Below are 13,691 nucleotides of genomic sequence, written 5' to 3'. Positions count from 1 at the left end.
ACCTCTCCGGCCGGCCGACACCACACCCCGAAGGACACCGATGGCCAAGCGCATCGACGTCAGCGACCTGAACATCTACTACGGCAGCTTCCTGGCCGTGGCCGACGTCTCCATGACGATCGAGCCCCGCACGGTCACGGCGCTCATCGGCCCGTCGGGCTGCGGCAAGTCGACCTTCCTGCGGACGCTCAACCGCATGCACGAGGTCATCCCCGGCGCCCGGGCCGAGGGCAAGGTCGTCATGGACGGCGTGGACATGTACGGCTCCGACGTCGACCCCGTCGCGGTCCGCCGGCACGTCGGCATGGTCTTCCAGCGCCCCAACCCGTTCCCGACGATGTCCATCGCCGAGAACGTGCTGGCCGGGGTGAGGCTGAACAACAAGCGCATCTCCAAGGGCGACGCGCAGGACCTCGTCGAGCAGTCCCTGCAGGGCGCCAACCTCTGGAACGAGGTCAAGGACCGCCTCGACCGGCCCGGGTCGGGCCTGTCGGGCGGCCAGCAGCAGCGCCTGTGCATCGCGCGCGCCATCGCGGTGAAGCCGCAGGTGCTCCTCATGGACGAGCCGTGCTCGGCGCTGGACCCCATCTCGACGCTCGCGATCGAGGACCTCATCGCCGAGCTCAAGGACGACTACACGATCGTCATCGTCACGCACAACATGCAGCAGGCCGCGCGCGTGAGCGACCGCACGGGGTTCTTCAACATCGCCGGCACCGGCAAGCCCGGTCGCCTCATCGAGATCGACGACACCTCGACGATCTTCTCCTCCCCGCACGAGCAGGCCACGGAGGACTACATCTCCGGCCGCTTCGGCTGACCGGCGCGCGCGGCCCCGGCCGTGCCCGCGATGCCACGGAGGCCCGCACCCCTCGGGGTGCGGGCCTCCGTCGCCGTGCGCGGGTGGGGGCCGGGTGGCCCGACCGGGCCGCCGGGCCGGGCCCGGAGGGGGCGCGTCAGCCCTCCTCCTCGCCCTCCTCGTTCCCGGCGCCGGCGGAGCCGCTGGGGGCGGGCGTCGCGCTCGGGGAGACGGTGGAGCCGGGCGGGGTGGGGACGAGCGTGGCGTACTCCGGCAGCGTGCCGTCGAGCACGGGGACGCGGACCGTCTGCGACCCGCCCTCCGGCGTGGACACCGTGACGTCGACGAGGCCCCCCGGTGCCGCGGGCACCGTGTCGATGGCGATCCCCTCGTCGTCCTCCGTGCCGAGGTAGACGGCCTCGGCCGCCGCCAGGTCGAGGCTGTCGCTCTCGCCGCCCGGCAGCTCGAGGGACACGTCGACCGCGTCCGAGCTCTCGTTGGTGAACGCGCCGACGAGCACCCCCGGCTCGCCCTCCGCCGTCGTGAGGACCAGGAGGTTCTGGGCGTAGACGGTCCCGACGGTGACGCCGATGCCGTCCGAGGGGTCGTAGCTCACGTTGGTGGTGACGGGGTTCGTCGCCGTGCAGCCGGCCAGGGCGAGCACCGCGAACCCGGCGGCGGGCAGGGCCCGCGCCACCGTGCGTGCATCGGCGCGGGCCCCGGTGCGTGCCTGTGCACGGGGGCGCGCGGGGCGGCGCGACGGGCGCGCGGGCAGGGACGCGGGCAACGCGGTCACGGGTGCTCCTGGGGTCGTGTCTGGTCCTCGACGTGCGGCCCCGAGCCTATCGGTCGGGGGACGCGTGCGGCCCCTCGGGCGGTCCCGCCGCAGGTCCGGCCGCTGACCTGCGGATTCGCGCGCCACGGTGGTGTGACGCAGACCACGGGGACGGCCGTCGCGAAGGGGTCGCGTGCTAGACTCGGCCATTGCGAAAGGGGACACCTGCAGATGACTTTCACGGTTGGGGAGACTGTTGTCTACCCGCACCACGGGGCCGCACTCATCGAGGAGATCAAGACCCGGACCATCCGGGGCGAGGACAAGATCTACCTCAAGCTCAAGGTCGCGCAAGGCGACCTGACCATCGAGGTGCCGGCCGAGAACGTCGACCTCGTCGGCGTCCGCGACGTCGTCGGGCAGGAGGGGCTGGACCGGGTCTTCGAGGTCCTGCGCGCCCCCTACACCGAGGAGCCGACCAACTGGTCGCGCCGCTACAAGGCGAACCTCGAGAAGATCGCCTCGGGTGACGTCATCAAGGTGGCCGAGGTCGTCCGCGACCTCTCCCGCCGCGACGCCGACCGCGGCCTGTCCGCCGGGGAGAAGCGCATGCTCGCCCGCGCCCGGCAGATCCTCGTCTCGGAGCTCGCGCTGGCCGAGCACACCGAGGAGGACAAGGCCGAGGCCATCCTCGACGAGGTCCTGGCCTCCTGACGCACCGCGGCGGCCCGGACGGATCCCGTCGCCTGCCCCGGAGACCGCGTGTCCCCCGCTCCGCCATGACGACCGCTGCCGTGCTGACCGCCGCCGGCAACGGTCGTCGTCTGGGTGCCGCCGGCCCCAAGGCCCTCGTGCCGCTGGCGGGCGAGCCCCTGGTCCTCCACGCCGCCCGACGCCTCGCCGCGTCGGGCGTCGTCGTCTCCGTGGTCGTGACGGTGCCGCCGGGGGGCGAGGCGGCCTTCGCGTCGGTCCTGCCGGCCGAGCTGGACGGCGTGCCGGTGCGGCTGGTCGCCGGCGGCGCCTCGCGGCAGGCGTCGGTGGCGGCGGGGCTGGCCGTGCTCGGGCCCGACGTCGACGTCGTCCTCGTGCACGACGCGGCGCGCGCGCTCGCGGGTCCCGGCCTCGTGCGCGCGGTGGAGGCCGAGGTGCGCGCCGGTCGCGCCGCCGTCGTGCCGGGGCTGCCCGTGACGGACACGCTCAAGCGGGTCGGACGGCCGCAGGTGGCACCGGGCACGACGACGGTGCACGGGGCCGCCGGCGGTCCCGTACCCGGGCCGGCGGGCGCGCCCCCGGCGTGGCCCGTGCTGGCGACCGTCGACCGCGGCGAGCTGCGCGCGGTGCAGACCCCGCAGGGGTTCGACCGCGCGCTCCTCGACCGCGCGCACGCGGCGGCCGCGCACCTCGCGGGCGACGAGGCGACCGCCCTCACCGACGACGCCGGTCTCGTCGAGGCGCTGGGCGCCGAGGTCTGGGTGGTGCCCGGCGAGGAGCGGGCGATGAAGGTGACCACGGCGCACGACCTCGCGGTCGCGCGACTGCTGCTCGACGAGGGGGATCAGGGATGACCGACGTCGCAGGCGCGGGAGGGGTGCCCGACGAGGTGCCGGGCAGGATGGCGGCGGGGGTGCCGGCGGGGCTGCCGCGCACGGGGATCGGCGTGGACGTGCACGCCTACGACCCGGACCCCGCGCCCAACGCCGTGCTGCACCTGGCCGGGCTGGCGTGGCCGGGGGAGCGACCGCTCGCCGGCCACTCCGACGCCGACGTGGCGGCGCACGCGGCGGCGGACGCCCTGCTGACGGCGGCGGGGATCGGTGACCTCGGCTCGGTCTTCGGCACCTCCGACCCGCGCTGGGCGGGGGCGGCGGGCACGACGCTGCTGGCGGAGGCGGCCCGGCAGGTCCGGGCGGCCGGCTACGCGGTCGGCAACGTCGTCGTGCAGGTGGTGGGCAACCGGCCGCGGCTGGGACCCCGGCGGGCGGAGGCGGAGGCGGCGCTGTCGGCGGCCGTCGGCGCGCCGGTCTCGGTCTCGGCGACGACGACCGACGGCCTCGGTCTCACCGGCAGGGGCGAGGGGGTGGCGGGGATCGCCACGGCCCTCGTCGTGCCCGTGGCGCCCGCCGGCACGGCGACCGCGGGCTGAGACCGCGCCGCATCGCGGGACGGCGCCGCGGACAGAGACGGCGGCACGGGCTGGGGCGGCGGCGCCGGTCGGGCGGTCGAGCCCAGCAGCACCCCGCCGACGACGAGAGCCGCCAGCGCGAGCTCGCCGCCGGCCGGCCGCTCGCCGAACCACCACCAGCTCGTGCCGATGCCGACCACCGGCACGAGCAGCGACCAGGGCGCGACGACGGACGACGGGTGCCGGGCCATGAGCGCCGTCCAGCGTCCGGTCCCCAGCAGCGTCGCGACCAGCACGGTGAACGCCAGCCCGGCCAGCGCCCACGCACCCGTCGCCGTGCCCAGCGTGGTGAAGGACCGCACGACGGCGTCCCGCCCGTCGACGACGAGCGCCAGCGCGAGCAGGGGCAGCACGGGGACCGTCGACATCCACAGCGTGAAGCGCACGGGGTCGGGGGCCTGCGCGCGGCGGCTGGCGAGGTTGCCCAGCGCCCAGCCCAGCCCGCCGCACAGGGTCAGCAGCACGGGGACGAGCCCGCCGGCACCGTGCGCGCCGGCGCGGAGCACCGCGATGCCCGTCAGGCCGAGCACGGCGACGGCGATGCCGACGGCCTGCCGCCGGGTGACGCGCTCGCGCAGCAGCAGCGCGCCGAGGACGACGGTGAACGGCGCGCTCGACTGCAGCACGAGCGACGCCAGGCCGGTCGGCATGCCGCCGTCCATCGCCAGGTACAGGAACGCGAACTGCAGCGTGCCGAACCCGAGCCCGTACCCGAGCAGCCACCGCAGGGGCACCTGCGGCCGCGGGACGAGGAGGACCGCCGGCACGGCCAGCACCGCGAACCGCAGCGACCCGGCCAGGAACGGCGGGAACTGCTCCAGGGTCAGGTGGATGGCGGGGAAGTTCACGCCCCAGCACAGGGCGACGAGCAGGGCGGTGAGGCGGTCACGGGGCGGCACGGGCGTCATCCTGCGCCGCGAGGAGCGTGCAGCACCATCACGAGGTGGTGAACGGATCGTGCAGCGTCGCTGCACGGTGACACGTCGCGCCGCTAGGGTGCGCGGCGTGGAGACCCGGCACCTGGAGGTCCTGCGGGCCGTGCGCGACCGCGGCGGGGTGACCGCCGCCGCGGCCGCCGTGCACCTGACGCCCTCGGCGGTGTCGCAGTCCCTGGCCGCGCTGCAGCGGTCCGTCGGCCCGACCCCGCTGACCGAGCGCCACGGCCGGGGCCTGCGGCTCACCCCGGCCGGGCACGCGCTGGCGGACGCGGGGGCGGACGTCCTGACGGCCCTGGCTCGCGCGCGGGCCGCCGTCGACGCCTTCGCCGAGCGGCCCACCGGCACCGTCCGCGTCGCCCTGTTCGCCTCCGCCGCGCAGATGCTCGCGCCGGGCCTGCTCACGCGGGCGGCGACGTGGCCGGGGGTGCGGGTCGAGCTGGCCGACGAGGACGTCAGCCAGGCGGCGTACCCCGCGCTGACGGCCGAGGCGGACGTCGTCGTGGCGCACCGGCCCGAGGACGGCGCAGCCTGGCCGGCCGGGCTCGTCGTCACCCCCCTGCTGCGGGAGCCGATGGACGTCGCGCTGCCCCTGGACCACCCCCTGGCCGGGCGCACGGCCCTGACGCCGGCCGATCTCGTGGACGAGGCGTGGGTGGCCGTGCAGGAGGGCTTCCCGGTGGCCGGGGTGCTGGCGGCGGTGGAGGCCGCGGCCGGGGCGCCGGTGCGCGTGGTGCAGCGGTCCAACGACTTCCACGTGGTCGAGGCCCTCGTCGCCGCCGGGCACGGCGTCTCCCTGCTGCCGCGGTACACCTCCGGGCTGGCCGCGGCGGGCCGGTTCGCCCTCGTGCCGCTCGTCGGGGTGCGTGCCGCGCGCCGGGTCGACGCGCTGCAGCGGCCGGACCGCGCCCAGCGCCGCGTGGTCGCCCTCGTGCTGGCGGCGCTCGTCGAGACGGCCCGGGGCGTGGACGTCGGTAGCCTGGGGCGGTGACCCTCCACCTCTTCGACTCCGCCACGCGCAGCGTGCGGCCGTTCGAACCCGTCGTGCCGGGACAGGTGGGCGTCTACCTCTGCGGCGCGACCGTGCAGGCGCCGCCCCACGTGGGGCACGTGCGCTCGGCGGTCGCGTTCGACGTGCTCGTGCGCTGGCTGCGCCGCTCCGGCTACCGCGTGACCCTCGTCCGCAACGTCACGGACGTCGACGACAAGATCCTGGCCCGCTCGGCCGCCGCGGGGGAGCCGTGGTGGGCGTGGGCGCTGACGAACGAGCGCGCCTTCACGCGCGCGTACGACGCGCTCGGCGTCCTGCCGCCGACGTACGAGCCGCGGGCCACCGGGCACGTGCCCGACATGGTGGCGCTCATGCAGCGGCTGGTCGAGGGCGGGCACGCCTACGCCACCGCGCCGGGCGACGTGTGGTTCGACGTGCGCTCCTGGCCCGCCTACGGGGAGCTGACGCACCAGCGGCTGGAGGACATGGTCCCCTCGCCCGACGACGAAGGCCCGGCGGCGGGGGAGCCGGCTCCCGACGACGAGCCGCTCGACGAGCGCGCGACGCCCGGCAAGCGCGACCCGCACGACTTCGCGCTGTGGAAGTCGCCGCGCCCGGGCGAGCCGGCGACGGCGGCGTGGGACACCCCGTTCGGCCGGGGGCGGCCGGGCTGGCACCTCGAGTGCTCCGCCATGGCGCACCGCTACCTCGGGGAGACGTTCGACATCCACGGCGGCGGCCTCGACCTGCGCTTCCCGCACCACGAGAACGAGCAGGCGCAGAGCCGGGCGGCCGGCTTCGGGTTCGCGCGGTACTGGGTGCACAACGGCTGGGTCACGCAGGGCGGCGCGAAGATGAGCAAGTCCCTGGGCAACGGGCTGCTCGTCGACGCCGTGCTGCGGACGACCCCCGCGCCGGTGGTCCGACTGGCGCTGACGGCGGTGCAGCTGCGGTCCATGCTCGAGTGGACCGACGACACCCTGCGCGAGGCCGGGGCGACGTGGGAGCGGCTCGCCGGGTTCGTCGCGCGGGCCACGGAGGCGGTCGGGGCGGTGGACGACGACGAGGTGCTGCTCGCCGCGCTGCCGGAGGCCTTCACCGCCGCGATGGACGACGACCTCAACGTGCCCGCCGCGCTGGCGGTGGTGCACGAGCACCTCAAGGCCGGCAACACCGCGCTCGCGGCCGGCGACGCCGCGGCCACGCGCACCGCCGTCGTCGCCGTGCGCGGCATGCTCGACGTGCTCGGCCTGGACCCGGCGTCCCCGCAGTGGGCCGCCGGCCGGGGCGCGGGCGACGACCGGGCCGCCCGCGCGCTGGACGCGGTCGTCGGCGCCGAGCTCGAGGCGCGCGCCCAGGCGCGCGCCGCCCGGGACTGGGCCACCGCGGACGCGATCCGCGACCGCCTCACCGCCGCCGGCATCGCGGTGGAGGACTCACCGGCCGGCGCCCGCTGGAGCCTCGCGGCCCCGGCCGGCGCCGCCGACACCACGACGACGGAGGACTGATGGCCGGCAACTCCCAGCGGCGCGGGGCCACCCGCAAGGCGGGCTCGAAGAAGGGCGCCACGACGGGCACCGGCGGCAAGAACCGCCGGTCCCTCGAGGGGCGCGGCCCCACGCCGAAGGCGGAGGACCGCGTCTACCACGTGGCGCACCAGCGCAAGGTGGCCGCCGAGCGCGCCGCCGCGGCGGGCGCGCGGCCGGGTGCGGGTGCCGGCGGCGCGCGTGTGGCCGGCGGCCGTGCAGGCGGCCGTGCGGGCGGCGGCAAGGCCCGGGGGTCGGCGCGCGGCGCGGGGGCGACGGAGACCATCTCCGGTCGCAACTCCGTGCTCGAGGCGCTGCGCGCGGGCATCCCCGTGACCACGGTGTACCTCGCCGCCAAGCTCGAGGCCGACGACCGCACCCGCGAGATCATCGCCATCGCGGCGGACTCCGGCCGTCCGCTGCTCGAGGTGTCGCGCACGGAGCTCGACCGGCTCACCGATGGCTCGGTGCACCAGGGCGTGGCGCTCGTCGTGCCGCCCTACGACTACGCCGACGTCGACGACCTGCTCGACGCCGCCGAGGCCTCGGGCCGGCCGCCCCTGCTCGTCGCCCTCGACCAGGTCACGGACCCGCGCAACCTCGGTGCGGTGCTGCGGTCGGCCGGCGCCTTCGGGGCCCACGGCGTGCTCGTGCCCGAGCGGCGCGCGGCCGGCGTGACGGCCGCGGCGTGGAAGGTGTCGGCGGGGGCCGCCGCGCGCGTGCCCGTGGCCCGCGTGACCAACCTCGCGCGGACCCTGCAGGACTACCGCAGCGCGGGGCTGTTCGTCGTCGGGCTCGACGCCGGCGGCGACACGGAGCTGGCGGAGATGCCCTACGCGGGGGACCCCGTCGTGCTCGTCGTCGGGTCGGAGGGCAAGGGCCTGAGCCGGCTCGTGCGGGCGCAGTGCGACGCGGTCGCCTCCATCCCGATCGCGTCCGCGGTCGAGTCGCTCAACGCCGGGGTCGCCGCGGGCATCGCGCTGTACGAGGTGGCCCGCCAGCGCGGGCCGGTCCCCGCGTGAGCCCCGAGCCGGGCTGGGTCCGGCACGCGGTCCTCTACCACCTGTACCCGCTGGGCTTCCTCGGCGCGGAGCGGACGGCCGACGAGGTCCCCGAGGGCGAGGTGCGTCACCGGCTGTCCGCGCTCGAGCCGTGGCTCGACCACGCCGTGTCGCTCGGGGCGTCCGGGATCCTCCTCGGGCCGGTGTTCGCCTCACGCACGCACGGGTACGACACGACGGACCACCTCGCCGTCGACCGGCGGCTCGGCGACGAGGCGGACCTCGTCGCGCTGTTCGCCGCCGCGCACGCCCGGGGCCTGCGGGTCGTGCTCGACGGCGTCTTCAACCACGTCGGCGAGGACTTCGGCGAGTACCGGCAGGCCCTCGCGGAGGGCCCGTCGTCGCCGGCCGCCCGCTGGTTCCGGCTGCGCTGGCCGGACCCGTCCGCCGCGGACGGTGGCGGCCACCCCGCCCACGACGACTTCGAGGGGCACGGCGCGCTCGTCGCCCTCGCGCACGACGAGCCCGCCGTCGCGGCGCACGTCGAGCACGTCATGCGGTACTGGCTCGAGCGAGGCGCCGACGGGTGGCGCCTGGACGCCGCCTACGCCGTGCCGCCGGCGTTCTGGGCGCCGGTGCTGACCGCGGTCCGGGCGGCCCACCCCGACGTCTACGTCGTGGGCGAGGTGATCCACGGCGACTACGCGGGGATCGTCGCGGCGTCCGAGATGGACGCCGTCACGCAGTACGAGCTGTGGAAGGCGACCTGGAGCTCGCTCGAGGACGGCAACGCGTGGGAGCTCGCGCACGCGCTGCGCCGGCACGCGGAGTTCACCGAGGCGTTCGTCCCGCTGACCTTCGTCGGGAACCACGACGTCACCCGCATCGCCAGCCGCCTGAGCGACCCGCGCCACCTGGACCACGCGCTCGCGCTCCTGCTGACCGTGCCCGGCACGCCGTGCGTCTACGCCGGCGACGAGCACGGGTTCACCGGTGTGAAGGAGGACCGCGCGGGCGGCGACGACGCGGTCCGGCCGGCGTTCCCCGCCACGCCGTCGGAGCTCAGCCCCGTGGGCCTGCCCGTGCTGCACCGCCACCAGGAGCTCGTCGGTCTCCGGCGGCGCCACCCGTGGCTGCACGACGCGGAGCTGTCGGTACGGCACGTGTCCAACCCGCTGCTCGTCGTCGCGCTCGCGCCGCGGGCGGGGGCGCCGGACGCCGGGCCCGACGAGGGCGTCCTGCTCGTGCTGAGCACCGACGACGCCGAGGTGCGCTGGGGCCTGCCGGCCGACCTGCCGGGAGCCCTCGCCGCCGGGCCGGCCGCGCTCGCCGCCGGGACCGGGTCGCTCGCCGACGGCGGCCGCACGGTCGTGCTGCCGCCGCACGGCTGGGCGGTGCTGACGCACCCGTGAGCACCCCCGCGGGCGCCGCACGCGCCGTCCCGGGGCAGGCGTGGCTCGTCTGGGGCGTCGGCCTGCTCGTCTACGGGCTGGCGGTGACGAGCCGCACGTCGCTGTCGGCGGCCGGGATCGAGGCGTCGGACCGGTTCGGCGTCTCCGCCGGCACCCTGTCGCTGTTCGCGGTGCTGCAGCTCGCGGTCTACGGCGCCCTGCAGGTGCCGGTGGGGGTGCTGCTCGACCGGTTCGGGACCCGGCGGGTGCTGCTCGTCGGCGTGGTCACCATGGCCGTGGGGCAGGTGGTGCTGGCCACCGCGACCGCCGTCCCGGCCGCCATCGCGGCGCGCGCGCTGGTGGGGGCGGGCGACGCGACGGTGTTCGTGGCCGTCCTGCGCCTCGTCGTCGCCTGGTTCCCGGTGCACCGGACGGCGCTCATGGTGCAGGTGACCGGCATCGTCGGGCAGCTGGGGCAGGTCGTCAGCGTCGTGCCGCTGCGCGCGGTGCTCGACGAGGCCGGCTGGGAGCCCGCCTTCCTCGGGCTCGGGGCGGCGCTGGCGCTGGGGGCGCTGCTCGTCGCCCTGGCCGTGCGCGAGGGGCCGCGAAGCGTGGCCGCGGCCGCCGCCACCGACCCGGGCGGGCACGTGCGGGGCCGGCTCGCCGCGGCCTGGTCGCACCCGGGGACGCGGCTGGGCCTGTGGACGCACGCCGTGGCGCCCTTCCCGGCGCACACGTTCGCCCTGCTGTGGGGCTTCCCGTACCTGACGGCGGGGGAGGGCCTGACGGACGGGGCCGCGCAGGGGCTGCTCGTCCTGTTCGTGCTGGCCGGGATCGTGGCCGGGCTGCTCATCGGCCGGTTCACGGGACGGCACCCGCTGCGGCGGTCGTGGGCGGTGCTCGCGGTGGTCGCGGTCCAGGCGGCCGCCTGGACGACGGTGCTGCTGCGGCCGGGGCCGGCGCCGTCCTGGCTGCTCGTCGTCCTCGTGCTGGCGCTCGCCTCCGGCGGGCCGGGGTCGCTCGTCGGGCTGGACTACGCGCGCTCGTTCAACCCGCCCGAGCGGATCAGCAGCGCCCAGGGCATCGTCAACAGCGGCGGGTTCGTGTCGGCGCTCGTGGCGCTGGCGCTGGTCGGGGTCGCGCTGGACCTGCAGGGCGCGGGGACGCCCGACACCTACACGCTGGACGCGTTCCGCTGGGCGATGGCGGTGCAGTACCCGATGTGGGCGGTCGGGGTGGTGGCGCTCCTGCGCGCCCGACGACGCACGCGCGCGCTGCTGGCGGAGCAGGGGACGGTGGTGCCGCCGCTGCGGCAGGCGCTGCGACGGGGGCGGGGCGAGGGGCGGGGCTAGCACCCTGGCAGCCGCCTGGACGCCGGCTGTACGGTGCGCGCGTCCGAGCGCCCCTGGCGTGCCGGGGACGCTGCTGCTACCGCACGGGAGACCCGCGATGACGCGCACCACCCGCCGGTCGGCGCTGCCGACCGCCCGCACCAGCACCCGCACCAGCACCAGCACCAGCACTCGCACGAGCACCCGCACCAGGACCAGCACCCGCACCCGCACCCGCACCCTGGCCGCCGCGATCGGCGCCTGCGCCGCGCTCGCGCTCGGCGGGTCGCTCGCCCTGCCCGCCGTGGCCGCACCGCCGACGGCCGCCCCCGACGTCGAGGCCCAGGGCCTGCTCAGCCCCCTGTCCCTCGCGGTCCGCCCCAACGGCACGGTGCTCGTGTCGCAGAACTTCGCCGGCCTGATGTCCTCGGTGAAGACGCAGGGTGCCGCCGCCGGCACGGTCACGCGCGTCGGCACCCAGCTCGAGCCGGGCGCGGAGCTGGGCGCGCTCTCCGTCACGCCGTCCGGCCGCGTCACGTACGCCGAGAGTCGGGAGACCTCGGCCGTGGTCAAGGAGCGCAACGTCTGGGGCGGGACGAAGACGGTGGCGGACACCTGGGCGGCCGAGGTCGCCTTCGACCCCGACGGCGACACCGAGTACGGCCTGCTCGAGGTCGACGAGGCGTGCGCGGCGCAGGTGCCCGCCGAGGTGGGCGGCGCCACCTACACCGGGGAGACGTACTCGCACCCGTACGCCACGACGACCGTCCGCGACGTGCTCTACGTCGCCGACGCGGGCGCGAACACGATCTGGAAGGTGCAGGGCGGCCAGGTCACGCCGCTCGCCGCGCTGCCCCCGCAGCCCGCGGTCCTGCCCGACGAGGCCTACGCCGCCTTCGGCTTCCCGAGCTGCGCCTTCGGCACGCCGTACTCCTTCGAGGCGGTGCCCACGGACGTCGAGCTCGGCCCGGACGGCTGGCTCTACGTGTCGACGCTGCCCGGCGGTCCCGAGGACCCGAGCCTCGGTGCCCGCGGGTCCGTGTGGCGGGTGCACCCGGCGACGGGTGAGCTGCGGCTGGTGGCGACCGGCTTCGCCGGGGCGACGAACCTCGCCGTGTCGGGCTCCGGGGACGTCTACGTGGCCGAGCTGTTCGGCGGACGCGTCTCGGTGGTGGCTCGCGGGACGAGCACCCCGACGACCGCCGTCGAGGTGCCGTTCCCCGGGGCCGTCGAGGTCGTCGGGAAGGACCTGTGGGTCACGACCGACGTGCTGAGCGGCCTCGAGCCGGGCTCCACGCCGGCCGGTTCCGTCGTGCGCGTGCCGCTGGGCTGAGCCCGTCGCGGGGGTGGTGTGCCGCCGTGCACGCCACCCCCGCTGCGGCCACCCGCGTCAGCCGATGAGCATGTCCCCGTCGACCTCGTCGGGGTGCACACGGGGCATCGAGCCCGTCTCCGTCTCGCGCAGGTCCTCGGCGCTGACGCCGAGGACGGCCTGCTCGTCGGGCCGGGTGGGCAGGACGGTCTTCACGTAGCTCTTGACGACCTCCTTCATGGGCACGTCCCGGTTCTGCTGCTGGGACAGGAACCACCGGTGGTCGAGCAGCTCGTGGTAGACCTGCGCCGGCTCGAGCTTCTTGCGGAACTCCCGCGGGACCTTCCGCACGGCCGGCTCGAAGACGTCCGTGAGCCAGTCGTGGGCGACGAAGGACTCGTCCTCCATCTGCCGGTCCGTCGCGGCGCGGTACTCGTCGAGGTCGTTGAGCAGCCGCCGCGCCTGGTTCTCCTGCACGTCCAGGCCGGTCAGGCGCATGAGGCGCCGGGAGTGGTGGCCGGCGTCGACGACCTTGGGCTGGATGCGCACGGTCGTGCCGTCGATGTCGGTGGTGATGTCGAGCTCGCCGACGTCGAAGCCCAGGTCGTTGAGGCGGTCGATGCGCTGCTGCACGCGCCACCGGTCGCCGTAGGAGAACGACTCGCGCTCGGTGAGGGCGCGCCACAGCTCCTGGTAGCGCACGACGATGGCGTCGCCGATCTCCACCGCGTCGACGTCCTCCGACAGGAACGCGCCCGCCTGCAGGTCCATGAGCTCGCCGATGATGTTCACGCGGGCGACCTCGAGGTCGTAGGACCGCTGCCCGGGCGAGAGCTTGTCGTGCAGGTCGCCCGTCTCGGCGTCGACGAGGTACGCCGCGAACGTCTCCGCGTCCCGGCGGAACAGCGTGTTCGACAGCGAGACGTCGCCCCAGTAGAAGCCGACGAGGTGCAGCCGCACGAGCAGCACCGCGAGGGCGTCGATGAGCCGCGTCGCCGTGTCGGGCTGCAGGGACTGGCTGAACAGCGCGCGGTACGGCAGCGAGAAGCTCAGGTGCCGGGTCAGCAGGCACGCCTCGAGCGGCTCGCCGTCCGGGGCGTGCCGGCCGGTGACGACGCCGAGCGGCTCGACGCCCGGGATGTCGAGCTTGCGCAGCTGGCGCAGCAGCTCGTACTCGCGGTAGGCGACCGTCTCCCCGATCTCCTTGATGGCGACGACGCCGCCCGACAGGCGCGCGAACCGCACGATGTGCCGGGAGATGCCGCGGGGGAGCGCGGCCAGGACCTCCGACGGCCACTGCTCGAGCGGGACGTGCCAGGGCAGGTCGAGGAGCGCGGGGTCGGTGGTCGCCGCGGTGATCTGCAGGCGCGGGGGCGTGGGGCTCATGACGTCCTCGGGTCGGGCGGGGGTGGCACCAGCGTCCCACGCCGTGGGTGGGCGCGCGGGGA

General features: G+C 76.3%; 12 protein-coding genes and 1 pseudogene. 10 read left to right on the top strand and 3 right to left on the bottom strand.

The genetic code is table 11. From position 1 onward, the window contains the following. Positions 1-40 precede the first annotated feature (40 nt). Positions 41-820 carry a phosphate ABC transporter ATP-binding protein PstB gene (pstB, locus tag AC2TDM_RS14840; protein ID WP_090031066.1) on the top strand — a complete coding sequence of 260 codons (780 nt, stop codon included), beginning with the start codon at positions 41-43 and terminating at the stop codon, positions 818-820. Between the two features lie 136 nt (positions 821-956). On the opposite strand, the gene AC2TDM_RS14835 is transcribed toward pstB, so the two are convergent. Further along, a complete protein-coding gene (locus AC2TDM_RS14835) occupies positions 957-1,595 on the bottom strand; it encodes a hypothetical protein (protein ID WP_484635148.1) in 639 nt (212 codons plus the stop codon). 210 nt (positions 1,596-1,805) lie between these two features. On the opposite strand from AC2TDM_RS14835, the gene AC2TDM_RS14830 reads away from it, so the two are divergent. The 3 genes from AC2TDM_RS14830 (at position 1,806) to ispF (ending at position 3,717) form a co-directional block, all read left to right on the top strand. Next, positions 1,806-2,288, top strand: coding sequence for a CarD family transcriptional regulator (locus AC2TDM_RS14830; protein WP_090031065.1), 483 nt, complete (start codon positions 1,806-1,808; stop codon positions 2,286-2,288). A 65-nt stretch (positions 2,289-2,353) separates the two neighbouring features. Beyond that, a complete protein-coding gene (locus AC2TDM_RS14825) occupies positions 2,354-3,139 on the top strand; it encodes an IspD/TarI family cytidylyltransferase (protein ID WP_484635147.1) in 786 nt (261 codons plus the stop codon). A 47-nt stretch (positions 3,140-3,186) separates the two neighbouring features. After that, positions 3,187-3,717 (top strand): 2-C-methyl-D-erythritol 2,4-cyclodiphosphate synthase, encoded by a 531-nt coding sequence (ispF, locus tag AC2TDM_RS14820; protein ID WP_484636473.1) that lies wholly within the window; start codon positions 3,187-3,189, stop codon positions 3,715-3,717. Between the two features lie 143 nt (positions 3,718-3,860). Here ispF and AC2TDM_RS14815 read toward each other — a convergent pair. Next, positions 3,861-4,664: pseudogene (locus AC2TDM_RS14815) on the bottom strand (EamA family transporter); the annotation flags it as partial. Between the two features lie 97 nt (positions 4,665-4,761). On the opposite strand from AC2TDM_RS14815, the gene AC2TDM_RS14810 reads away from it, so the two are divergent. From AC2TDM_RS14810 to AC2TDM_RS14785, 6 genes are all read left to right on the top strand, one after another. Then, positions 4,762-5,682, top strand: coding sequence for a LysR family transcriptional regulator (locus tag AC2TDM_RS14810; RefSeq protein WP_175499267.1), 921 nt, complete (start codon positions 4,762-4,764; stop codon positions 5,680-5,682). Beyond that, entirely contained in the window at positions 5,679-7,190 is a 1,512-nt protein-coding gene (gene cysS, locus AC2TDM_RS14805; protein WP_484635146.1) for a cysteine--tRNA ligase, read from the top strand. Before AC2TDM_RS14810 ends, cysS begins: the two co-directional genes overlap by 4 nt. After that, entirely contained in the window at positions 7,190-8,230 is a 1,041-nt protein-coding gene (gene rlmB, locus AC2TDM_RS14800; protein WP_484635145.1) for a 23S rRNA (guanosine(2251)-2'-O)-methyltransferase RlmB, read from the top strand. The genes cysS and rlmB overlap by 1 nt, the downstream gene beginning before the upstream one ends. Beyond that, positions 8,227-9,621 carry an alpha-amylase family glycosyl hydrolase gene (locus AC2TDM_RS14795; protein ID WP_484635144.1) on the top strand — a complete coding sequence of 465 codons (1,395 nt, stop codon included), beginning with the start codon at positions 8,227-8,229 and terminating at the stop codon, positions 9,619-9,621. Before rlmB ends, AC2TDM_RS14795 begins: the two co-directional genes overlap by 4 nt. After that, positions 9,618-10,952: an MFS transporter gene (locus AC2TDM_RS14790; RefSeq protein WP_484635143.1), complete on the top strand. Its 1,335-nt coding sequence runs from the start codon at positions 9,618-9,620 to the stop codon at positions 10,950-10,952. The genes AC2TDM_RS14795 and AC2TDM_RS14790 overlap by 4 nt, the downstream gene beginning before the upstream one ends. A gap of 97 nt (positions 10,953-11,049) precedes the next feature. After that, a complete protein-coding gene (locus tag AC2TDM_RS14785) occupies positions 11,050-12,264 on the top strand; it encodes a ScyD/ScyE family protein (RefSeq protein WP_484635142.1) in 1,215 nt (404 codons plus the stop codon). Positions 12,265-12,321: 57 nt separating this feature from the next. Here AC2TDM_RS14785 and AC2TDM_RS14780 read toward each other — a convergent pair whose 3' ends face one another. Beyond that, positions 12,322-13,629 carry a DUF4032 domain-containing protein gene (locus AC2TDM_RS14780; RefSeq protein WP_484635141.1) on the bottom strand — a complete coding sequence of 436 codons (1,308 nt, stop codon included), beginning with the start codon at positions 13,627-13,629 and terminating at the stop codon, positions 12,322-12,324. Between the last annotated feature and the right edge of the window lie 62 nt (positions 13,630-13,691).

It is taken from the genome of Cellulomonas sp. plas2 (assembly GCF_057221735.1).
The sequence above is the reverse complement of the archived record's forward strand: the minus strand, read 5'-3'. Positions and strand labels throughout refer to the sequence as shown.